This window comes from Campylobacter sp. 10_1_50, from assembly GCF_000238755.1.
Classification (GTDB): domain Bacteria; phylum Campylobacterota; class Campylobacteria; order Campylobacterales; family Campylobacteraceae; genus Campylobacter_A; species Campylobacter_A concisus_R.
The window spans coordinates 463,204-482,036 of sequence record NZ_JH414887.1; the positions used below are offsets into that span (position 1 = coordinate 463,204).

Genomic DNA, 18,833 nt, shown 5'->3' on the forward strand with positions numbered 1-18,833 from the left:
CTAGCTCCTTTTATAACCAAACCAAAGTCTGGTATTTCCGCTTTTTTCTATCTTGTCCATGACTGCATCAAACATGCCATGTGTGCCTAAAATGGCTGTTAGCATCGAAGCCATGATACCTATCGCCATTGTCACAGCAAAGCCTTTAACTGGACCGGTACCATAAGCATAAAGCACTGCAACTGTGATAATGGTAGTTAAGTTTGAGTCGATGATCGCACTCATAGCGTGCTCATAGCCCTTTTGCACGGCTGTCCTTATCGCCACGCCTTCACGTAAAAGCTCACGTATACGCTCGTTTATGATGACGTTTGCATCAACCGCCATACCGATAGTTAGCACGATACCAGCCATACCTGGTAAGGTAAGCGTCGCTCCAAAAAGCGCCATGACAGCGACTAATATAACAACATCTGCAACTAGCGCGATATTTGCAAAAATTCCAGAAATTCCGTAATAAACTAGCATAAATAGCACGACTAAAATAGATCCAGCAGCAAGAGCTACCATGCTTTGGTTGATGCTCTCTTGGCCTAGAGATGGACCAACACTTCTTTTTTCTAGCATCTTAACAGGTGCTAAAAGTGCGCCACTTCTAAGCGCGATAGCTACGTCGTGAGCCTCGTCAAGTGTAAAGCCACCGCTGATCTGGCCGCTGCCGCCGCCTATTCTTTCATTTATAACTGGAGCTGAATAGACCTTACCATCAAGCACGATAGCAAGCCTTTTGCCGACATTTGCACCAGTAAAATCACCAAAAATTCTAGCACCTTCTGAATTTAGTGTGAAATTTATGATCGGTAGGTTATTTTGCTGAGAAAATGCAACCTTTGCGTCAGTTAGCATCGAGCCATCAAGCACAGGGATATTTTTAACAACATATTTTACGCGGTCATTTTTAGCATCCTTAAAGATCACGTCGCCGTAGCTTTCAGCTTCAGCCTCGCTCATTGTATTAGCCTGATCTTGTCTTTTATCATCAACTGCCATAAGCTGTAAGTGAGCAGCCTTTGCGATAAGATCTCTCGCTCTTTGCTCGTCTTCTTCGGTTTTTATGCCAGGAAGCTCGACTAGGATATTATCTTTGCCTTGTCTAGCGACTGTTGGCTCAGCTAGACCAAACTGATCAAGCCTGTTTCTAATGGTCTCAACAGCTTGTGAGATCGCATACTCGATCGTATCAAGTCTCTCTTGCTCTGTAAGAGTGATGTGATAGTTTAGACCATCTTTTTTGATATCAAGCCCTTTTATCTCAGCAAGCGCTTTATCAACCTTTGGAGCCTCGTCACTATCAAGTAGCGCAAAATCAACACTATCTTCTTTTATCTTAAATTTATCAATGAGCACATCTTCTTTTTTGGCATAATAATTTATGCTTCCAGCGACCGACTTGATCTTAGAGTGGATGGCTTCGTTAGTTTCAACACCAAGAAGCATATGAAGACCGCCTTGAAGGTCAAGTCCTAGCGAAATTTTAGCTCCGCTTTGAGTCTGAAAAAAAGATGGCACCGAAAAGCCAAAACCAAAAACCAAGGCTAATATTAATATAATCAGCCTATATGTAACTCTTGCGTTACGCATTATTTATCTTCGATCTTTTTAGCTACAAACTCGCGTGCTATACGAACGATTACATCATCGTTAAGTTTAACTTTGATAAAATCATTTTCGGATTTAATCACTTCGCATATAAGTCCGCCATTAGTTACTATCTTATCGCCTTTGTCAAGAGCTGCAAGCATTGCTGCGTGAGCTTTTTGTTGTTTTTGTTGAGGTCTGATAACCAAAAAGTAAAATATGGCGAAAAGCACAACAAGAGGTAGTAATGATGTTAAAAAATCAGCGTTTTGCATGGATTTCCTTATTTGTAAGATTTTTAAACGGACATTTTAGCACTAAAATTATAATAAAAGCCTTTGTCGGTGCTTTTTTGCTTTCTAATTTCATTTTTTTAGCTATGGCTGAAAATCAAATTTTAAATTTCATCTCACCTTTTCTCACGCTAGCTGGAATTTACATCATCATAAATTTAAGCAGGGCTGGCTTTTTCGCAGCTGGCTTTTTCACTGGGATTTTGTGGTTTTACTGGATCGGTTTTAGCTTCATCTACTACGAGCTTGTCTGGCTTATCCCATTTGTCATCCTCTTTGTAGCCCTTGTTTATGGACTTTTATTTTGGATAGCCTCTTTCCCAAGCTTTGTGGCACTAAGAGCCGTTTTGCTATTTTTAATAAGCTACGTGCATCCATTTGGTTTTAACTGGTTTAACCTTGAAGCAACGCTTGTTTTAGGCGCTTTTGAGCCAAATACTAGAGGGCTTATATTTATATTTTTAGCAGCCATTTCTTTGAGTTTAAAAGGTAAAATTTTAAAATTTATCCTAGCTTTTATCTGCCTGATCGCCGCTTTGCAGTTTAAAAGTAACGAGGCAAAGACTCTGCCATTTGACGTGGAGCTAGTAAATACCAATGTCACTCAAAGAGTGCGCTGGGATAAAAGCTTGCGAATGAAATTTACAAATGAAAATTTAGACATGATAAATAGCGCCATCGCCGAGCAAAAACACCTCATCGTGCTTCCAGAGAGTGCGTTTCCATTATTTATGACAAATGAGCCGCTACTTGTTGATGAGCTAAAAGAGCTTTCAAAACAGATAACTATCGTAGCTGGCGCACTTGCCTATGGAAATAAGCAAATTTATAACTCTGCATTTTTGTTTCAAGATGGCACTCTAAGGCGAATGGATAAGAAATTTTTAGTGCCATTTGGAGAAGAAATTCCTCTGCCAAAATTTATGCAAGATGCAGTAAATAAGCTATTTTTTGGCGGAGCTAGCGACTTTAAAAAAGCTGAAAATTTTAGTGACTATGAGATAGATGGGGTTAAAATCAGAAATGCTATCTGCTATGAAGCGACAAGAGAGGAGCTTTATAAGGGCAAATTTGACGTGGTCGTGGCTATCACAAACAACGGCTGGTTTGTACCAAGTAGCGAGCCTGTGCTTCAAAGAGTGCTTATAAAACACCTTGCTACAAAGTATAATAAAGCGGTCTATCACAGCGTAAATGGCTCAAAAAGTGAGATCATAAAGCCTAAAAAAGCGTTTTGGGATGAGTTTTAAAAGAAATTTAAAGTGGCTTTTAGATAAAGCCACTTTTTTGATTATTTTTTTAGTAAAGCCTTGAAAGTATCAACCGCATCAAGCTTTTCCCAAGGGTATTTTGCATTTCCCACTTGACCTTTTGCAGCTACTTTTGCATATAAAAATGTCTCTTTACTTGGTTTATCAAGACCAAATTTATTTGTTATCCAGCGAGGTGTTAGAGAAAAATGCTCGCTTACAAAATTTGAAAGCATATCGTCATTTATGCCGTTTGCGTGAGTTCCCATAGTATCAACGCTAACTGAAGTTGGCTTTGCAACGCCTATTGCGTAGCTTATCTGGACGATACATTTTTTAGCAAGGCCGGCAGCGACTATGTTTTTAGCTATCCAGCGCGCTGCGTAAAGTCCGCTGCGATCAACCTTTGTGTAGTCCTTACTTGACTGAGCGCCGCCACCTATTGGGCTATATCCGCCAAAGCTATCGACGATTAGTTTTCTGCCTGTTAGACCGCTATCGTGAAGTGAGCTGTGATTTACATATCTACCTGTTGGATTTATATAGATGATCGTTTTCTCTTTATTATATAGCTCTTTTGGAAGGCCAGTTTCGTCTATTAAATTTTGTATTAGTGCGCGAAGCTCTTCTATCTTCATGCTCTCCACGCAAGGAGCAGAGACGACGATAGTGTGGATGCTTTGAGGTTTGCAGTTTTCAAAGTTGTCTTTACTGCCGTAATCAATCGTAACTTGTGTTTTGATATCAACGCCAAGTTTATCAGGGTTTGCTTTGGCAAATTTATATACTTTTTCACAAAGCATTCTTGCGTAAGTTATAGCTGCTGGCATAAATTCTTTCGCTTCGCAGCTTGCAAAGCCAAACATGATGCCTTGATCTCCTGCTCCGATTTCGCCGTCACTTTGATCAACACCTTGATTTATATCTGGACTTTGTTGATTTAAGCAGACTTTGACCTCGATATCGTCTGGGTGCAAGCACTGCTCTTTTGTAAAGTTGCTCTTTCCGTCATATCCAATATGCGCAAGAGCGTCTTTTACGATCTTTTCATAGTCTTTATAAGAGAGTTTTACTTTTGAGTTTATCTCTCCGCCTATTACTATATTTTTTCCAGCTACAAAAACTTCGCTTGCGACGCGTCCATTTGGATCTTGCGTTAAAATAGTATCAACAATGCTATCAGCGATGATATCAGCGCATTTATCTGGATGACCTGGACTTACAACTTCAGAAGTAAATAGATACATTTTCGTCCTTTTCCTTGGTTAAATTTTCGTGCAATTGTAACAAATCTATATAAAAAGCCAATTAATCTTTTTAAATTTCTTTATATTTAAAAATCATTTAGCTAAAATCAACAAAAAACTAATTTATTAAGGTGTCAAATGAATATGTTTAAAAATATTGCAAGACGATACGCCGATGGAAATTTGATCGTTCAAATTTTAGTTGGTATCATCCTAGGTGCCCTAGTTGGCTTTTACACACATTATCAGGCAGCCCCTTACAACCAAATCTCAGCTAAAATTCAAACCATCCAAAAAGAGAGTGGCTTAAGCGTAGATGAAGTCATAAAAACTCGCCTTAGCCAAGATGAAGCAAAACAGCTTGACGAAGCCAAAGAAAAGGCTAATTCGGCTGATTCTATCGCTGCTTCAGCCTCAGTTTTAGGAGATTTGTTTAAAGGCGCTCTAAAAGCGATCGCACCTATTCTTGTTTTTGTCCTAGTTGCAACCTCTATCATTTTAAAAGATTTTGGACACACAAAAGGCATGCAAAAGATCATCACACTCTACCTTGTTGGTACATTTTTAGCAGCCGTTGTGGCGGTAATTGCAAGCTTTTTGTTTCCTATCGAGATACCGCTAAAAGGTCTGCAAAGTGCAGATATGTCAGCACCTCAAGGCATCACAAACGTGCTAAAAGATCTTATCTATAAAATGGTCGAAAATCCGATAACCGCCCTAGCAAACGGCAACTATATAGGCATCATCACTTGGGCGATAGGTGGTGGCATCGCTATGAGATATGCCACACCTGAGACAAAAAAGGTATTTAAAGATATAAGCGACGGCGTAACTCATATCGTTAAATTTATCATTAGACTTGCTCCATTTGGCATATTTGGTATGGTTGCTATCAGCATTCATGACACTGGATTTGAGGCACTTGCAGGATATCTAAAACTGATCTTAGTTCTTGTTGGAGCGATGCTTGTGGTGGCATTTATCGTCTATCCAGCGATGGTTTTTGCACTAACAAAGAAAAATCCTTATCCACTTGTGATGATCTGCTTAAAAGAGAGCGCGATCTCAGCGTTTTTTACAAGAAGCTCAGCCGCAAATATCCCTGTAAATATGGCGCTTTGCAAAAAGCTTGGACTAAAAGAGGAGCTCTACTCGATCTCTATCCCACTAGGAGCCACCATAAACATGGGCGGTGCAGCTGTTACCATTAGCATCCTAGCGCTTACTGCGGTAAATTCTATCCCATCTATCACAGTTACATTTGGTGATGCACTACTTCTATGTTTCGTCTCAGCCCTTGGCGCATGCGGCGCATCTGGCGTGGCTGGCGGCTCACTTCTTCTAGTGCCATTAGCGTGCGGTCTTTTTGGTATCGGCAACGATATCGCTATGCAGTTTGTCACAGTTGGCTTTACGATAGGCGTCATCCAAGACTCAGTTGAAACCGCGCTAAATAGCTCATCAGATGTGCTTTTTACAGCCGTAGCCTCAGAGACTTCAAACTAATCTTCATAAAATTTCAGCTAAATTTTGGCTGAAATTTTACTTTTATCCATTTTTTGTAAAATATCCCAAAAATTTAAAGGATAAATATGCAAATTTGGGATCTAAAAGCACTTTTTGCAAACGAAAAAGAGTGCGAGCAAAACGCACTAAATTTACAAAAAGAGTGCGAGAAATTTAAAGATAAATACCTTGAAATTTATGAAAATTTAAAAATAGACGAGTTTTTAAAGGCATTTGGCGAATATGAAAGCTTGATAGCTAAAATTTCAAAAGTAATGACTTACGCTTTTTTAAATTTTGCCAAAGATACAAGTAAGGGCGCATTTTACGCAAAGATCGATGAGATAGCAACAAAAGCAAATGAAAATTTGATATTTTTTGAGATCAAATTTAATGAATTTGCCCCTAAAAAACAAGAAGAGATCATAAAAAGCTCTAAAAAATATGGCTACTATCTAAGCAATCTCGCTAAAGCAAAACCACATCAACTAAGCGTTGCCGAAGAGAGGGTGCTACTTCGCACGGCAAGCACCGGAGCTGAGGGCTTTTCAAGGCTTTTTGATGAGAGCATGAGCAAGATGAGGTTTAAATTTAAAGGCGAGCTTTTAAATGAAGAAGAGATTTTAGCTAAGCTTCATGAGAGCGACCAAAGCGTGCGAAAACTAGCCGCCAAAAGCCTTTCAAACGAGCTTAGCAAGCACCAGCACATTCTTGGCTACATATATAATATGATAAAAACTGATCTAAAAACGAGCTGCGAGCTGCGAAATTTCAAGCTTCCTGAAGAGCCAAGACACCTTGAAAATCAAATCACCAAAAAAAGCGTTGATTCGCTAATCGCCGTAACTGAGAAAAATTTCGATTTAGTTTCTAAATTTTACGAGCGAAAAAGAGAAATTTTAGGTCTTAAAAAGCTTTATGACTACGATAGATACGCGCCTCTTAGCAGCGAAGGTGAGTATAAATTTGATGAGTGCAAAAAGATAGTTTTAAAGGCATTTGGGACATTTTCACCTAAATTTGGCGATATAGCCAAAAGCGCCTTTAATGACGGCTGGATCGACGTTTATCCAGCGCCAAACAAGCGAGGTGGGGCATTTTCTCACTCAGGATCAAGCGACACGCACCCTTATGTTTTGCTAAATCACACAAATCAGCGAAGAGACCTTTTCACGCTAGCTCACGAGCTTGGCCACGCTGTACATCAAAAGCTCTCATATAGCGTAAGCTACCTAAACTCAGACACCCCGCTAACCACGGCTGAGACGGCTTCAGTCTTTTGCGAGATGCTAGTTTTTGACCACGTAAAAGACGGCCTTAGCAAAAAAGAGAAAATTTCACTGCTCGCTGGCAAGATCGAGGATATATTTGCCACGCTTTACCGCCAGATAAATTTCACCACCTTTGAAAGGGCTGTGCACGCACACGAGGGCGAGATCAGCCTAGATGAGCTAAATAAAATTTGGCTAAAAGAGAGCAAAAAGATGTTTGGCAAAAGCGTCACGCTAAATGACTACTACAAAATTTGGTGGAGCTACATCCCACACTTCATCCACACACCATTTTACTGCTACGCTTACTCTTACGCGCAGCTTCTTGTGCTTGCACTTTTTGGGCTTTATAAAAGCGGCAAATGCAAAAATTTCGTTGAAATTTACACCGAGTTTTTGAGCCTTGGTGGGAGTCTTAGCCCAAGGGAGCTTGTGGGTAAATTTGGCTTTGATATAGATGATAAAAATTTCTGGCAGATAGGCATAAACGAGGTCAAAAAACTAGTAGATGAGTTTTTAGAAATTTCAAAGGATTAAGATGTTAGACGAAATTTTAGACGATGAGAAATTTGCGCTTTTGATGAAGATGCACGTCTATGAGTGCATTGACTTTTTGCTTGAAAAGGGGCTAAATTTCTCAGTTATGGCAAATTTGCCGCTAGTTAGCTTTGAGCCTAGCTTGCCAGATGAGATAAGTGGCAGCTTTAGCATGCCAGTCATTATGTTCTCACTTGGTGGCTACACGCTTGAGAGTGCGAGACTAACACAAGATGAGCTTAGCTTTGAGGCTGGCTTTGGTAGTGAAAATTTTGCCTCAGTGGTATCATTTCCACTTGGCGCGGTGGTTCAAATTTTGGTTGAAAATAGCCCGATCCTTGTAAATTTCTCCATTTATAAGCCAAAAGAGAAGCAAGTTGATCACGCTAAAAAATCAGCCTCAGTCTTTTTGCAAAACCCAAAAAATAAAGATATATTTAAGAAAAGATAGTAATTTTAAGCATTTTTGGCTAAAATCAAAAGAAAATTTAAAAAGCGAAAAATGGAAAATTTACTATCAAATTTAAACGAAGCCCAGCGCGAAGCGGCCACCCACATAGATGGTGCGATGCTCATACTAGCAGGTGCTGGCAGCGGCAAGACAAAGACGATCACGACTAGGCTTGCCTATCTCATCGGCGAGGTCGGCATAGACGCGGCAAACACGCTAACTCTTACTTTTACAAACAAAGCCGCCAACGAGATGCGTAGCAGAGCCATGGCGATGCTAAGCCAAAGCGGCAAAAACTACTCGCCGCTTCTTTGCACATTTCACAAATTTGGACTTTTGTTTTTAAAGCTCTACATAGAAAAGCTTGGCAGAAAAAACAACTTCGTCATCATCGACACAGACGATAAAAAACGCATCATCAAAAGCTTTGAAAGTCCAGTCGCCACGGCGATTTTATCAAGTGAAATTTCAAACTATAAAAACTCACTTTTAAGCGTCGAAGAGGTCTATAAAAATGCAAATTTCTCTTCATTTGACAAGAGCAAGGACAACTTTTATAAGCAAGCAGCGCAAATTTATGAAAAGTACGAGGACTATTTAAAGGCAAACAACCTTGTTGATTTTGATGATTTGCTAGGGCTTACATATAAAATTTTAGACGAAAACGAAGATCTTGCTAGAGAAATTTCAAACCGCTACAAATACATAATGGTCGATGAGTATCAAGACACAAACGACCTTCAGTATAAACTGCTAAAAAAACTCTGCCTATGCCACGAAAACATCTGCGTCGTGGGCGATGATGACCAAAGTATTTATGGCTGGCGTGGCGCAAAGATAGATAATATCTTAAATTTCAAAGATCAATTTAAAGATGTAAAGATCATCAGACTTGAGAAAAACTACCGCTCGAGTGAAGCGATACTAAAGGCTGCAAACGAGCTAATAGATCATAACCGCAACCGCCTTGGCAAGAAGCTTGTAGGCACAAAGGGCGAAGGCGAAGCTGTAAATTTGATAGAGAGCTTTGATGAGAGCGTCGAGGCTGGCAAGATCGCAAAGAATATAAAAGAGCTTTTAAGTAAAGGCGTGCAGGCAAAAGATATCGCTATCTTATACCGCATAAACGCGCTCTCTCGCTCGCTTGAAGATGGGCTAAACAAAGAGCAGATCGCTTATAAAATGGTAGGCGGCGTTAAATTTTACGAAAGAGCCGAGATCAAAGATATCATAAGCTACCTAAGGCTGATAAATAATCCAAATGATGATTTTTCAATAAGACGCATCATCAACCGCCCAAAACGCGGTCTTGGCAAAGTGAGCCTTGATAAGCTTGAAAAGATGGCATTTGAGGGCAAAATTTCCATTTTTGAAGCAATCTCAAACATCTCTGATAACGACGAAGCCTTTAGTAAAAAGGTAAAATCAGCCCTTCTTGAGTTTGCAAACAACCTAAAAGAGCTTCAAGAAAGCAGCTCAGTTTTTGACCTCATAGATAAATTTGAAGCTAAATTTGGCGTGAAAAAATACTACGAAAGTCTGCCAGATGGTGCTGAAAGAGCGGCGAACATCGACGAGTTTTATGCTGTTTTAAAAGATCAGATCAAGCAAAATCCAAGCTTTGATCTAGAAGAGTTTTTAAACGAGATCACGCTAACAAGCGAGCAAGACGGCATCAGCGACGAGGCTATTAGCATTATGAGCGTGCATGCGAGCAAGGGGCTTGAGTTTGAGCACCTTTTTGTGATCGGCCTTGAAGAGGGATTTTTCCCGCTCATTGGCGATGGTAGCGACATCGAAGAGGAGCGCAGGCTAGCTTACGTGGCGATAACAAGAGCCAAAAAGACACTTAGCCTAAGCTTTGCAAATTCGCGCTTTTACAAAGGTCAGCGCACGAGACTAAACAAGAGTAGATTTTTAAGCGAGAGCGGTATCACGCATGGTTCGCTAGTTATCGAACAGAGCAATGAATTTAAAAAAGGCGACCTTGTTAAACATAAAATTTTTGGTATCGGCAGGGTGAGCGCGGTTAGTAAGATCAAAAAAGAGTTTAAACTGACTATAAATTTTGGTGGCAATGTAAAAGAGATAATGTCAAGCTTCGTGGAAAAGGCCGTATGAACGCCATTTTCGTGGCAAACAAGCCTGCTGGCATGAGCTCAAACCACTTTTTAGGACGACTAAAGAGAAAATATGGCGTTAAAAAGGCTGGATTTTCAGGCACGCTTGATCCATTTGCAAGTGGCTGTCTGATAGTCGCTTTTGGCTCGTATACGAAATTTTTTAGATTTTTAGATAAAAGCCCAAAGGTCTATGAGGCGACGATCTGGCTTGGAGCTAGCAGTCCTAGCATGGATAATGAAAATATCACTGAAATTTCAAATGTAAAAGAGCTAAATTTAGAAAAACTTGAAACCATAAGAGGCGAGCTAATAGGCAAGATAAGCTATATCCCGCCAAAATTTAGCGCCAAACATGTAAATGGCACAAGGGCTTACAAACTAGCAAGAAGCGGCGAAGAATTTGAGCTAAAGCCAGAGATAATGGAAATTTATAAGAGTGAAATTTTGAATTATTCACACCCTTTTTTGACACTTCGCTTAAGTGTAAGTGAGGGAAGTTACATCCGCTCTTATGCAGAAATTTTTGGGCAAAAAGTTTGTTATAATGTAACTTTAAGCTCATTAAAGAGGGTAAGCGAGGGTAAATTTCGCTATGAAAATGAAAAATTTTTAAATATTTGTAATTTTTTAAATATTGAGCAAAACACTTATTTTGGGGACATTAACAACATACTTGACGGCAAGAAATTAAAAATTAACGATTTTGAAACACAAACACAAGGAATTTATTTGCTAAATTATGATAAATTTATGAGCGTAATCCAAATCATGGATGATACTATAAATTACACTTTAAACAAGGTAGAAAAATGTTAATCTTAGCAAGAAAAGAAAACGAAGAAATTTTACTAGGTAACGACATAAAAGTCGTCGTAGTAAGTATCTCAAAAAGCACCGTTAAGCTTGGTATCGAGGCCCCGCGCAACACAATGATACTAAGAAGCGAGCTGGCAAACGATATTAAAAACGAAAATATCCACGCCACCAAAAAAGCAAGCGAAGCCGATATCCACGAGCTTGCAAAAAAAATCGAGAAATGAAAAGCTTTGCAAAGATCAACGTATTTTTAAAGGTAGTTGGCACCAGAGGCAACTACCACGAAATTTTGTCACGTTTTGTTCTTTGCGAGCAGCTTTTTGATGAAATTTATTTTGAGAGGTCAAATTCTTTTACTATCGAATGCGACAACAAAGAGATAAAAGAAAACATCATCCAAAAAGCGATAGACGAGCTAAAAAAAGCTGGCTTTTCAAACGAGCTAGATGAGTTTTTTAGCTCTCACAAAATCATCATCAGCAAACAAATCCCAATAGGTGCTGGTCTAGGAGGGGGCAGTTCAAACGCTGCCACCTTTTTACTAATGGTAAATGACGAGCTAAATTTAAATATAAAACGCGAAAATTTGATCCAAATAGCCTCTAAAATCGGCGCAGATGTGGCCTTTTTTGTAAGCGGATATAGGGCAGCAAATGTAAGCGGCATAGGCGAGATCATAGAAGAATTTGACGATGAAGTGCCAAATTTAAATATCTTCACGCCAAATGTTTTTTGCTCCACACCGATGGTTTATCAAGAATTTAGAAGCAATTTCTTACAATACATAGACGTTAATGCTGCAAAAAAGATGCAAAATTTAAAGAGCAAAGAGTTACTTGAAATTTATAAAAACGAGGAGCTAAACGATCTTTTTGCCCCATGCTTTAAGCTCTATCCGCAGATGAATGAGTTTAAAGACAAATTTCTAAGCGGCAGCGGTAGTAGCGTATTTAGCGTAAAATAAAAGGTAAAATTTTGATAAAAGATCTAGCAAAAAACAAAAAAGCTTTGCATGACTTTAGCATACTTGAGACCTTTGAAGCTGGTATCGTTTTAAAAGGCAGCGAGGTCAAGGCTCTAAGGGCTGGCAGAGCAAATTTAAAAGATAGCTTTGTGCGCGTCATAAAGGGTGAGCTTTTCTTACTAAACGCTCATATCAGCTATCTTGAGACTACACACAGCGCATTTCGTCCAAACGAGCGAGCAGCCAGAAAACTTTTGATGCACAGAAAGCAGATCGATAAAATTTTCGGTCAAGTCTCACAAGATGGGCTTACTTTGGTTGTTTTGGCACTTTATCTAAGCGATAAAAACATCGTAAAAGCAAGGCTAGCTCTTGCAAAAGGTAAAAATTTACACGACAAGCGCGAGACTTTAAAAAGGCGCGAGGCAGACAAAGAGGCAAGAGTTGCCATAAAAAGATATGTTTAAGGGATAAGATGAAAAATTTACTCGTTTTAATAATCGCTTTATTTGCTTTTTTTGGGTGCGGTGATGATGAGAGCAGCAATGCAAATTTTAAAGAATTTAGCCCAAATGAAGAGGTTAAGCTTGTAGATGTAAGCGGCAAAGAGCTTACTTTAGTTAGAAAAGATCACGGTTTTGCTATCAAAAATGATGAAAATAAAGTTTTAATGATCGACATTTTTGGCACATTTTGCCCACCTTGCCAAAAAGAGGCAGCCGAGCTTACAAAATATCAGCTTGAAAACAAAGATAAATTTACGCTAATCGGGCTAACTCACTTTGAAAATGTCACAAATGAGTATGTTTTGCATGAATTTATGCAAAAATTTAACGCCTACTACTTCATAACAAACGATCAAAAGATAAATGACAGGCTTGCCGAGCAGATCGTAAGAGATATCGAATACAAACACGAGATCGCACTACCTTTTAAAGTGGTGATAAAAAACGGCGAATATCAAATTTTAACAGACGTAGATAGCGGACAATACGGAGTTAAATACTATCTTGGCGGCATAAAAGTCACAAAAATGAAAGAAGATTTGGCAAAAATCTATGAAACAAAATAAATTTGCCTTACATTTGGAACATCATTTGCTTATAAATGTGTGAAATTTTAGAAGGACTTTAAATGTTTGTTTTAGATAGATCAAAATCTAGCCCACTCGTAGAATCAGCCCTTGCAGGCAGAGAGCTACGCCAAAAACTTATCTCTGGCAACCTTGCAAATGTCGATACGCCATTTTACAAGGCTAGAGATGTAAGATTTGAAGATGTTTTAAGAGAAAAAGCAAATGAAATTTACAACGTTTCAGAGAGCAAAAAACTAAATTTAGCTAAAACAAACGAAGCCCACATGGCTGCGGTTGATTTTCCAAAAAGCGATACAGCTCAAATTTTCTTGCGCGATGGCCACATGGCTAGAAATGATGCAAACACAGTCGATCTTGATGTTGAGACAACAGAAATGGGCAAAAACACAGTTATGATAAACGCCCTTGATAGCGCCTACAAGGCTCAGGGCAATATCTTTAAAAGCGTAATAGACGCAAGTGCTAAGAACTAGGAGAGATGATGTCATACTTAAATGATTTTGATATTAGCGGATACGGACTAAGCGCACAACGCTTCAGGATGAACGTCATCAGCTCAAACATAGCAAACGCTCAAACCACAAGAACAGCTGAGGGCGGCCCTTACAGAAGGCAAGAGGTCATCTTTAAAGAGATGAACTTTGATAAAATTTTAAACGATCAGCTTAAAAATTCACAAAGTCTGCTCGAGTATGAAAATCCACTCGACGATCCAAGCTCACCTAAAAACGCTCACCCTGCCCTAACAAGTGTGATCGTAGATAAAGTAGTGCGCGATGACAAGGACTTTCAGCTAAAATACGATCCAAGCCACCCAGACGCAAATGCAAATGGCTACGTCGCATTTCCAAATATAAACCCAGTCATCGAGATGGCTGATTTGCTTGAAGCAACAAGGGCTTATCAAGCAAATGTAGCGTCATTTCAAAACGCAAAGACAATAGCACAAAGTGCGATATCACTCATTTCAGGACAAGCATAATGATAAATAGCATAAATTTAGATAAGTTAAACAAAAGCGAAAATTCAAACAAAATAGCAAAAGCGGGCGAAGAAGGCGGCTTTGAAAACGCACTAAACGACTCTTTAAAAGAGCTAAACAAGGTTCAAATAAACGCCGATAAAGCCATCGCAGACCTTGCAACTGGCGAGGTAAAAGACTTGCACCAAGCAGCTATCGCCATAGGCAAAGCAGAGACTAGCATGAAGCTTATGCTAGAAATCCGCAACAAAGCGCTAAGCGCATACAAAGAAATTTCAAGAACGCAAATTTAAGCCATTGAATGAATTCCAGAAAATCAAAAATAACCATACTTTTTTTATTAATTACTTTTGGAATTTCAATCTTTGTGCTCGTTATATTTTATAGAGCAAGCATCGAGCGAAAGCTTCCTAAGCTTCAAACAAGCGACGTAAATACCGCAATCCGCGGCAATATCGTCACGAAAGATGGCTTTAGCATCTCATCAAGCCAAAAGCTCTACAAAGTGATGCTTGACACCAGAAACATCGATCCAAACAAAAAAGAGATGTTCATCAAGCTCTACTCGCTTTATAGCGGCGACGATCCAAACAAAGTAAGAAAGATCATAAACGGCACAAAAGGCCTTGTCACGCTCTCTTACAGCATTGACGCAAAGGGCGCTACCTACCTTCAAGAGCTCTCTAGAAAGCTAAACCGCAAGGGCATTTTGATCTCCTACCTTGATCCAAAAACTGGACTTGCCTCATTTCAAGGTATGCGCGTGATGGAGAGCGGTCAAAACCGTAAATTTATGTCAAAAGACGCCCTAACGCCAGCTATTGGCTACGTGAGCAAAACAGAGAGCGACGCACTTACTAAAAGCAAAGGCGTAAAAGGGCTTGAGAGATACTACGAGGACTACCTAGCTCCGATACAAAACGCCAAAATTCTAGGTCCGCGCGATATTGGCAACAATATAATCTTAACCAGTGATTCAAATTTAGCAACGAGGGTTGATGGCTACAACGCAGTGCTTTCTGTACCGCTTAAATTTCAAACCAAGCTAGAGCAAATTTTAGATGAGAAGCGTGAATTTCTAGACGCAAAAGAGCTAATCATCTGCATAATGAATAGCAAAAATGGAGAAATTCTAGCCCTAGCTTCTAGCTCAAGATACGATCCATCAAATATAAGAAAGCAAGATTACAGCGCGCTAAATTCGAGCGCAAGCGAGTATGCATACGAGGTTGGATCGGTTTTTAAGCCATTTATCTTCTCCATACTACTTCAAGAAAAAAAGGTAAATCCTTTTGAGCTAGTAAATACCTATAATGGCCGCTATCAGCTAGGCAAAAGGATCATCAAAGATACCCACCCAGAGCCTTTTATGAGCGCTGAAGACATCATCGTGCACAGCTCGAACATCGGCATGATCCAGCTAGTAGAACGCCTAAATGGTCCGCAAATTTATCAAGGGCTTTTAAATTTTGGCTTTTCAAGAAAAACTGGCATCGACCTGCCATACGAGCAAGTGGGTATGATGCCAACGGTTACCAAGCTAAACTCATCAACCTATAAAGCGACAGTTAGCTACGGATACGGTCTGCAAGCGACATTTATGCAGCTTTTAAAAGCTTATAACACCTTTAACAACAAAGGCATCGAGGTGACGCCGCACATGGTGGCATATCTGGAGCGAAATGGCAAGCGCTACGATCTGCCAAAAGCAGAGCCAGCACAGGTCATCTCGCAAGAGACCGCAAAGATAATGAAGAGAATTTTGATAAAAACAGTTGAAAAAGGTACTGGCTTAAAGGCATTTACGCCAGGTCTTGAGATAGGCGGTAAAACTGGCACCGCGCACATCGCTTCTGGCAAAGGCGGATATAGCAACACCTATAACGGCTCCTTTTTTGGCTTCGTAAATGACACAAGAGGCAACAGCTACACCATAGGCGTTTTAGCAAGAGACCCTAAAAAGCCTTACTACTACTTTGGTGCGCAAAGTGCGTTGCCGACATTTAAAAAGGCCGTTGATCTAATGGTTGAAGATGGCTATTTATTCCCAGATCCTAATGTCATAGCTGAGTTTGAAGCTAAAAAAGACAATGTCAAAAACGACAAAGCAAAACAAAAACCAGCGTTAGATTAAATTTAACTTCTAAGATATAAATATTAAATTTCAAATTTAGAGTTTAAAGTAGAAATTTGGATCTAGGCAAGCGGCCTAAATCCAGAATTTATGCAAGTCCAAGTTCATTTAAGACAGAGCTTAAATTTACAGAATTATTTGTATTTTTGCCAAGGCTATTTTGCTTCTCAAGCAGTGTTTGGCTCGTAAGTGCCATGTTTAGCTCTTTGCGGTAGTCACTTAAAATTTTATCCATGATTTTAAGTAGCTCATTTTTTTGATCCTGCGTTTTGGTCGGATCATTTATGCTTAAAAGCTCGGTTAGCTCCTCTTTTTTCTGAGCTATTTTCTCTTCTATCTTGTTTGAATTTAGCTCATTCATAAAGCCAGCAGCACCGATTTCTGTAAGCCTTTTCTTAAACTGCTCAAGCTTGTCTGAAACCTTTGCCTCGCTTGTGATCTTATCAAGCGTTAGACTTAAAATTTCATCAAAACTATTTTTTTTATCTTTAGCTTTGCTTGAGCCTGACTGCAACAAATAATCGATAATATCGTTATTTTGAACCTTCATACATCTCCTTTTAAATTTGAGATGCTTTTTATAAGCAAGATTTATTCCTAAAGGCTAAATTCTCTAGTGTTTTTTGATTTTTCTAGGATAAAACTGGCAAATTCATCGCTAAAATTTGGACACTCTACCACTTTATAAAAGCTAAAATTTAGCTCTTTTGCAAGCTTGGCATACTCGATAACTAGCTCAAAAATGGTCTCAGAGTTGTCTATACAAAAAGATAGCGGATAGATAAGCGCTTTTTTATTTTCGCACTTCGCCAAAGCCTCGTTTAGAGATGGCTCTAGCCATTTAACTGGGCCAAGACGCGACTGATAAGCAAGGCTCACATCTTTAAAATTTAGCCCCTGCCCTTTTAGCATTTTGCTTAAAATTTGCACATGCTCGTTTATGTGTTTTTCGTAGATATCACCCTTTTCTATGATCTTGCGAGGTAAAGAGTGAGCTGAAAAGATGAGGCTAACATCGCTTATATCGGTATCTTTTACCGCTTCACGGATGTGAGAGATAATGATCTTATTGTAAGCGTCATCATCATAAAATGGCTCGCAAAGTGAAATTTTAGCTTTAAAATTAAGCTCCTCTTTTGCCTTTTTAAAATCAGCTAGGCTCGAGGTTATCGTAGTTTGTGAGTGATGAGGATAGAGTGGCAAAAGCACTATCTCATCAAATTTTTCATACTTTTTAAGCACATCTTTTACAAATGGCGAAGTGTAGTTCATCGCAAAATCAACCGCGTCAAATTCGCTTTTAAGACTTGAAATTTTCTCACAAAGCTTAGCTGTAAGCTCGCAAAGTGGCGACTTTCCGCCTATTTGCTCGTAGTTGTGTTTTGCGGTTTTTAGCCTGCCTTTTGTGATCATGAAAGCTACAAATTTTCTTAAAAATTTATTTTTTATACCCAAAATATATGGGTCATTAAACATATTCGTTAAGAAAATTTCGACATCGTCAAGGCTATTTGCGCCGCCCATATTTAAAAGCAAAAGAGCTTTTTTCATTAAAATAGTTCTCTTATCTTTATCGCATCATCGATGTTTGAAAGTTCGCTGCTCTCGCCACTTTGGCAAAGATCGTAAAAGGCCTCGTATTGCGCTTTTAGCTCGCTATTATTTGTATCTATCTTTAGATTCATCTGTCCATTTTCACTCACCTGATGAAGTTTGTGATCGATGAGATCACCAAAATAGACGCCATTTTTCGCATTTACCTCTATCTTAAAGCGCTCTAATGAGCCACAAAATGAGTCAGTGATATGCACTAGAATTTGATTTTTACTTTTAAAGCTTATCGCCACGTTATCGGCACTTTTGGCATTTGTCTTGTTTGTTTGAGTGTAGTAAAAGTCGCTGACTTCAGAATTTATGATATTTTTTGCTAGGTCGATGTCAGAAACTGAGAGCTCATTTATGATATTTCCGTCGCAAAGTGGCTTAAAATGAGCGATTGATATGCTATAAATTTCCTCTTCTTTTAAAAGTGCCTTTTTAAGTGACAAGATAGTTGGATTAAAACGCTCTGAAATTCCCGTGCAAACCCTAGTTTTGTTTGTTTTAGCGGCATATTTTATTTCTTTAAGATCAGCTATACTTTTAAAAACTGGGCGTGAGATGAGGATGTTTTGGCAATATTTTGCACACTGGCAAAATGCCTCCACCATCTCCTCTCTTGGCGAGCAAAGCACGACTGCTTGAGGCTGGGCAACCTCTATAAATTCTTTAAAATCAGTATAAAAATCAGCTCTGCAAAACTCATCAACATTGTCTTTGTCAAAAATGCCACAAATTTCAAACTCGTTTGAGCGTCTAAGCTCTAAATAATGTTTTTTACCTGTGCTGCAATAGCCGATAATGCCGATTTTTAGCTTCACATTCACCCTTTAAAACTTTAGAAATTTTTAATTATTTTATTTACAAATCGCTTTTAAATAGATAAAACAAGAGATAGTTTTCAAAATATCACTATTTTTTCTCTTTTTAGAATTTCGCAAACGAATTTTGGCTAAAATCAAGCAAAATTTTAAAACTAACGAGGA

The 18,833-nt window shown here is 39.0% G+C and carries 20 protein-coding genes; 14 read left to right on the top strand and 6 right to left on the bottom strand.

The genetic code is table 11. The features are described from left to right. Together secD and yajC are read right to left on the bottom strand one after the other, a co-directional pair. On the bottom strand, positions 1–1,581 hold the full coding sequence (secD, locus tag HMPREF1019_RS02295; RefSeq protein ID WP_009294063.1) for a protein translocase subunit SecD: 1,581 nt from the start codon (positions 1,579–1,581) through the stop codon (positions 1–3). Beyond that, positions 1,581–1,853 (bottom strand): preprotein translocase subunit YajC, encoded by a 273-nt coding sequence (yajC, locus tag HMPREF1019_RS02300; protein WP_009294064.1) that lies wholly within the window; start codon positions 1,851–1,853, stop codon positions 1,581–1,583. The genes secD and yajC overlap by 1 nt, the downstream gene beginning before the upstream one ends. Between yajC and HMPREF1019_RS02305 the strand changes: the two genes are divergently transcribed. Continuing rightward, the gene (locus HMPREF1019_RS02305; RefSeq protein WP_034901047.1) at positions 1,829–3,121 is read left to right on the top strand and encodes an apolipoprotein N-acyltransferase; all 1,293 of its coding nucleotides are present in this window, start codon (positions 1,829–1,831) and stop codon (positions 3,119–3,121) included. The genes yajC and HMPREF1019_RS02305 overlap by 25 nt on opposite strands. A gap of 41 nt (positions 3,122–3,162) precedes the next feature. Here the strand turns inward: HMPREF1019_RS02305 and metK are convergent, their stop codons facing one another. Further along, positions 3,163–4,368, bottom strand: coding sequence for a methionine adenosyltransferase (gene metK / locus HMPREF1019_RS02310; protein WP_009294066.1), 1,206 nt, complete (start codon positions 4,366–4,368; stop codon positions 3,163–3,165). A 138-nt stretch (positions 4,369–4,506) separates the two neighbouring features. On the opposite strand from metK, the gene sstT reads away from it, so the two are divergent. From sstT to HMPREF1019_RS02375, 13 genes are all read left to right on the top strand, one after another. After that, positions 4,507–5,874, top strand: a complete 1,368-nt coding sequence (gene sstT, locus HMPREF1019_RS02315; RefSeq protein WP_009294067.1) for a serine/threonine transporter SstT — start codon at positions 4,507–4,509, stop codon at positions 5,872–5,874. An 86-nt stretch (positions 5,875–5,960) separates the two neighbouring features. Further along, complete coding sequence (locus HMPREF1019_RS02320) at positions 5,961–7,682, top strand: M3 family oligoendopeptidase (RefSeq protein ID WP_009294068.1); 1,722 nt, start codon at positions 5,961–5,963, stop codon at positions 7,680–7,682. 1 nt (position 7,683) lies between these two features. Beyond that, the gene (locus HMPREF1019_RS02325) at positions 7,684–8,133 is read left to right on the top strand and encodes a hypothetical protein (protein WP_009294069.1); all 450 of its coding nucleotides are present in this window, start codon (positions 7,684–7,686) and stop codon (positions 8,131–8,133) included. A 51-nt stretch (positions 8,134–8,184) separates the two neighbouring features. After that, positions 8,185–10,254, top strand: coding sequence for an ATP-dependent helicase (locus tag HMPREF1019_RS02330; protein ID WP_009294070.1), 2,070 nt, complete (start codon positions 8,185–8,187; stop codon positions 10,252–10,254). Continuing rightward, the gene (gene truB, locus HMPREF1019_RS02335; protein ID WP_009294071.1) at positions 10,251–11,072 is read left to right on the top strand and encodes a tRNA pseudouridine(55) synthase TruB; all 822 of its coding nucleotides are present in this window, start codon (positions 10,251–10,253) and stop codon (positions 11,070–11,072) included. Before HMPREF1019_RS02330 ends, truB begins: the two co-directional genes overlap by 4 nt. Beyond that, on the top strand, positions 11,066–11,296 hold the full coding sequence (gene csrA / locus HMPREF1019_RS02340) for a carbon storage regulator CsrA (RefSeq protein ID WP_002941828.1): 231 nt from the start codon (positions 11,066–11,068) through the stop codon (positions 11,294–11,296). The genes truB and csrA overlap by 7 nt, the downstream gene beginning before the upstream one ends. Continuing rightward, on the top strand, positions 11,293–12,036 hold the full coding sequence (locus HMPREF1019_RS02345; protein ID WP_009294072.1) for a 4-(cytidine 5'-diphospho)-2-C-methyl-D-erythritol kinase: 744 nt from the start codon (positions 11,293–11,295) through the stop codon (positions 12,034–12,036). The genes csrA and HMPREF1019_RS02345 overlap by 4 nt, the downstream gene beginning before the upstream one ends. A gap of 14 nt (positions 12,037–12,050) precedes the next feature. After that, positions 12,051–12,503 carry an SsrA-binding protein SmpB gene (smpB, locus tag HMPREF1019_RS02350; protein WP_034901215.1) on the top strand — a complete coding sequence of 151 codons (453 nt, stop codon included), beginning with the start codon at positions 12,051–12,053 and terminating at the stop codon, positions 12,501–12,503. 8 nt (positions 12,504–12,511) lie between these two features. Further along, positions 12,512–13,108: a thioredoxin gene (locus tag HMPREF1019_RS02355; RefSeq protein WP_009294074.1), complete on the top strand. Its 597-nt coding sequence runs from the start codon at positions 12,512–12,514 to the stop codon at positions 13,106–13,108. Between the two features lie 62 nt (positions 13,109–13,170). Then, positions 13,171–13,605 (top strand): flagellar basal body rod protein FlgB, encoded by a 435-nt coding sequence (gene flgB, locus HMPREF1019_RS02360; RefSeq protein WP_009294075.1) that lies wholly within the window; start codon positions 13,171–13,173, stop codon positions 13,603–13,605. Positions 13,606–13,613: 8 nt separating this feature from the next. Further along, positions 13,614–14,114: a flagellar basal body rod protein FlgC gene (gene flgC, locus HMPREF1019_RS02365; RefSeq protein ID WP_009294076.1), complete on the top strand. Its 501-nt coding sequence runs from the start codon at positions 13,614–13,616 to the stop codon at positions 14,112–14,114. Further along, positions 14,114–14,407: a flagellar hook-basal body complex protein FliE gene (gene fliE / locus HMPREF1019_RS02370; protein WP_009294077.1), complete on the top strand. Its 294-nt coding sequence runs from the start codon at positions 14,114–14,116 to the stop codon at positions 14,405–14,407. The genes flgC and fliE overlap by 1 nt, the downstream gene beginning before the upstream one ends. An 8-nt stretch (positions 14,408–14,415) precedes the next feature. After that, on the top strand, positions 14,416–16,248 hold the full coding sequence (locus tag HMPREF1019_RS02375; protein ID WP_009294078.1) for a peptidoglycan D,D-transpeptidase FtsI family protein: 1,833 nt from the start codon (positions 14,416–14,418) through the stop codon (positions 16,246–16,248). 88 nt (positions 16,249–16,336) lie between these two features. On the opposite strand, the gene HMPREF1019_RS02380 is transcribed toward HMPREF1019_RS02375, so the two are convergent. Genes HMPREF1019_RS02380 through HMPREF1019_RS02390 form a run of 3 tightly spaced genes read right to left on the bottom strand, consistent with a single transcriptional unit; the run spans position 16,337 to position 18,668 of the window. Then, complete coding sequence (locus HMPREF1019_RS02380; RefSeq protein WP_009294079.1) at positions 16,337–16,798, bottom strand: hypothetical protein; 462 nt, start codon at positions 16,796–16,798, stop codon at positions 16,337–16,339. A gap of 47 nt (positions 16,799–16,845) precedes the next feature. Continuing rightward, positions 16,846–17,799, bottom strand: coding sequence for a ferrochelatase (gene hemH / locus HMPREF1019_RS02385; RefSeq protein WP_009294080.1), 954 nt, complete (start codon positions 17,797–17,799; stop codon positions 16,846–16,848). After that, positions 17,799–18,668, bottom strand: coding sequence for a Gfo/Idh/MocA family protein (locus HMPREF1019_RS02390; RefSeq protein WP_009294081.1), 870 nt, complete (start codon positions 18,666–18,668; stop codon positions 17,799–17,801). The genes hemH and HMPREF1019_RS02390 overlap by 1 nt, the downstream gene beginning before the upstream one ends. Positions 18,669–18,833 lie beyond the last annotated feature (165 nt).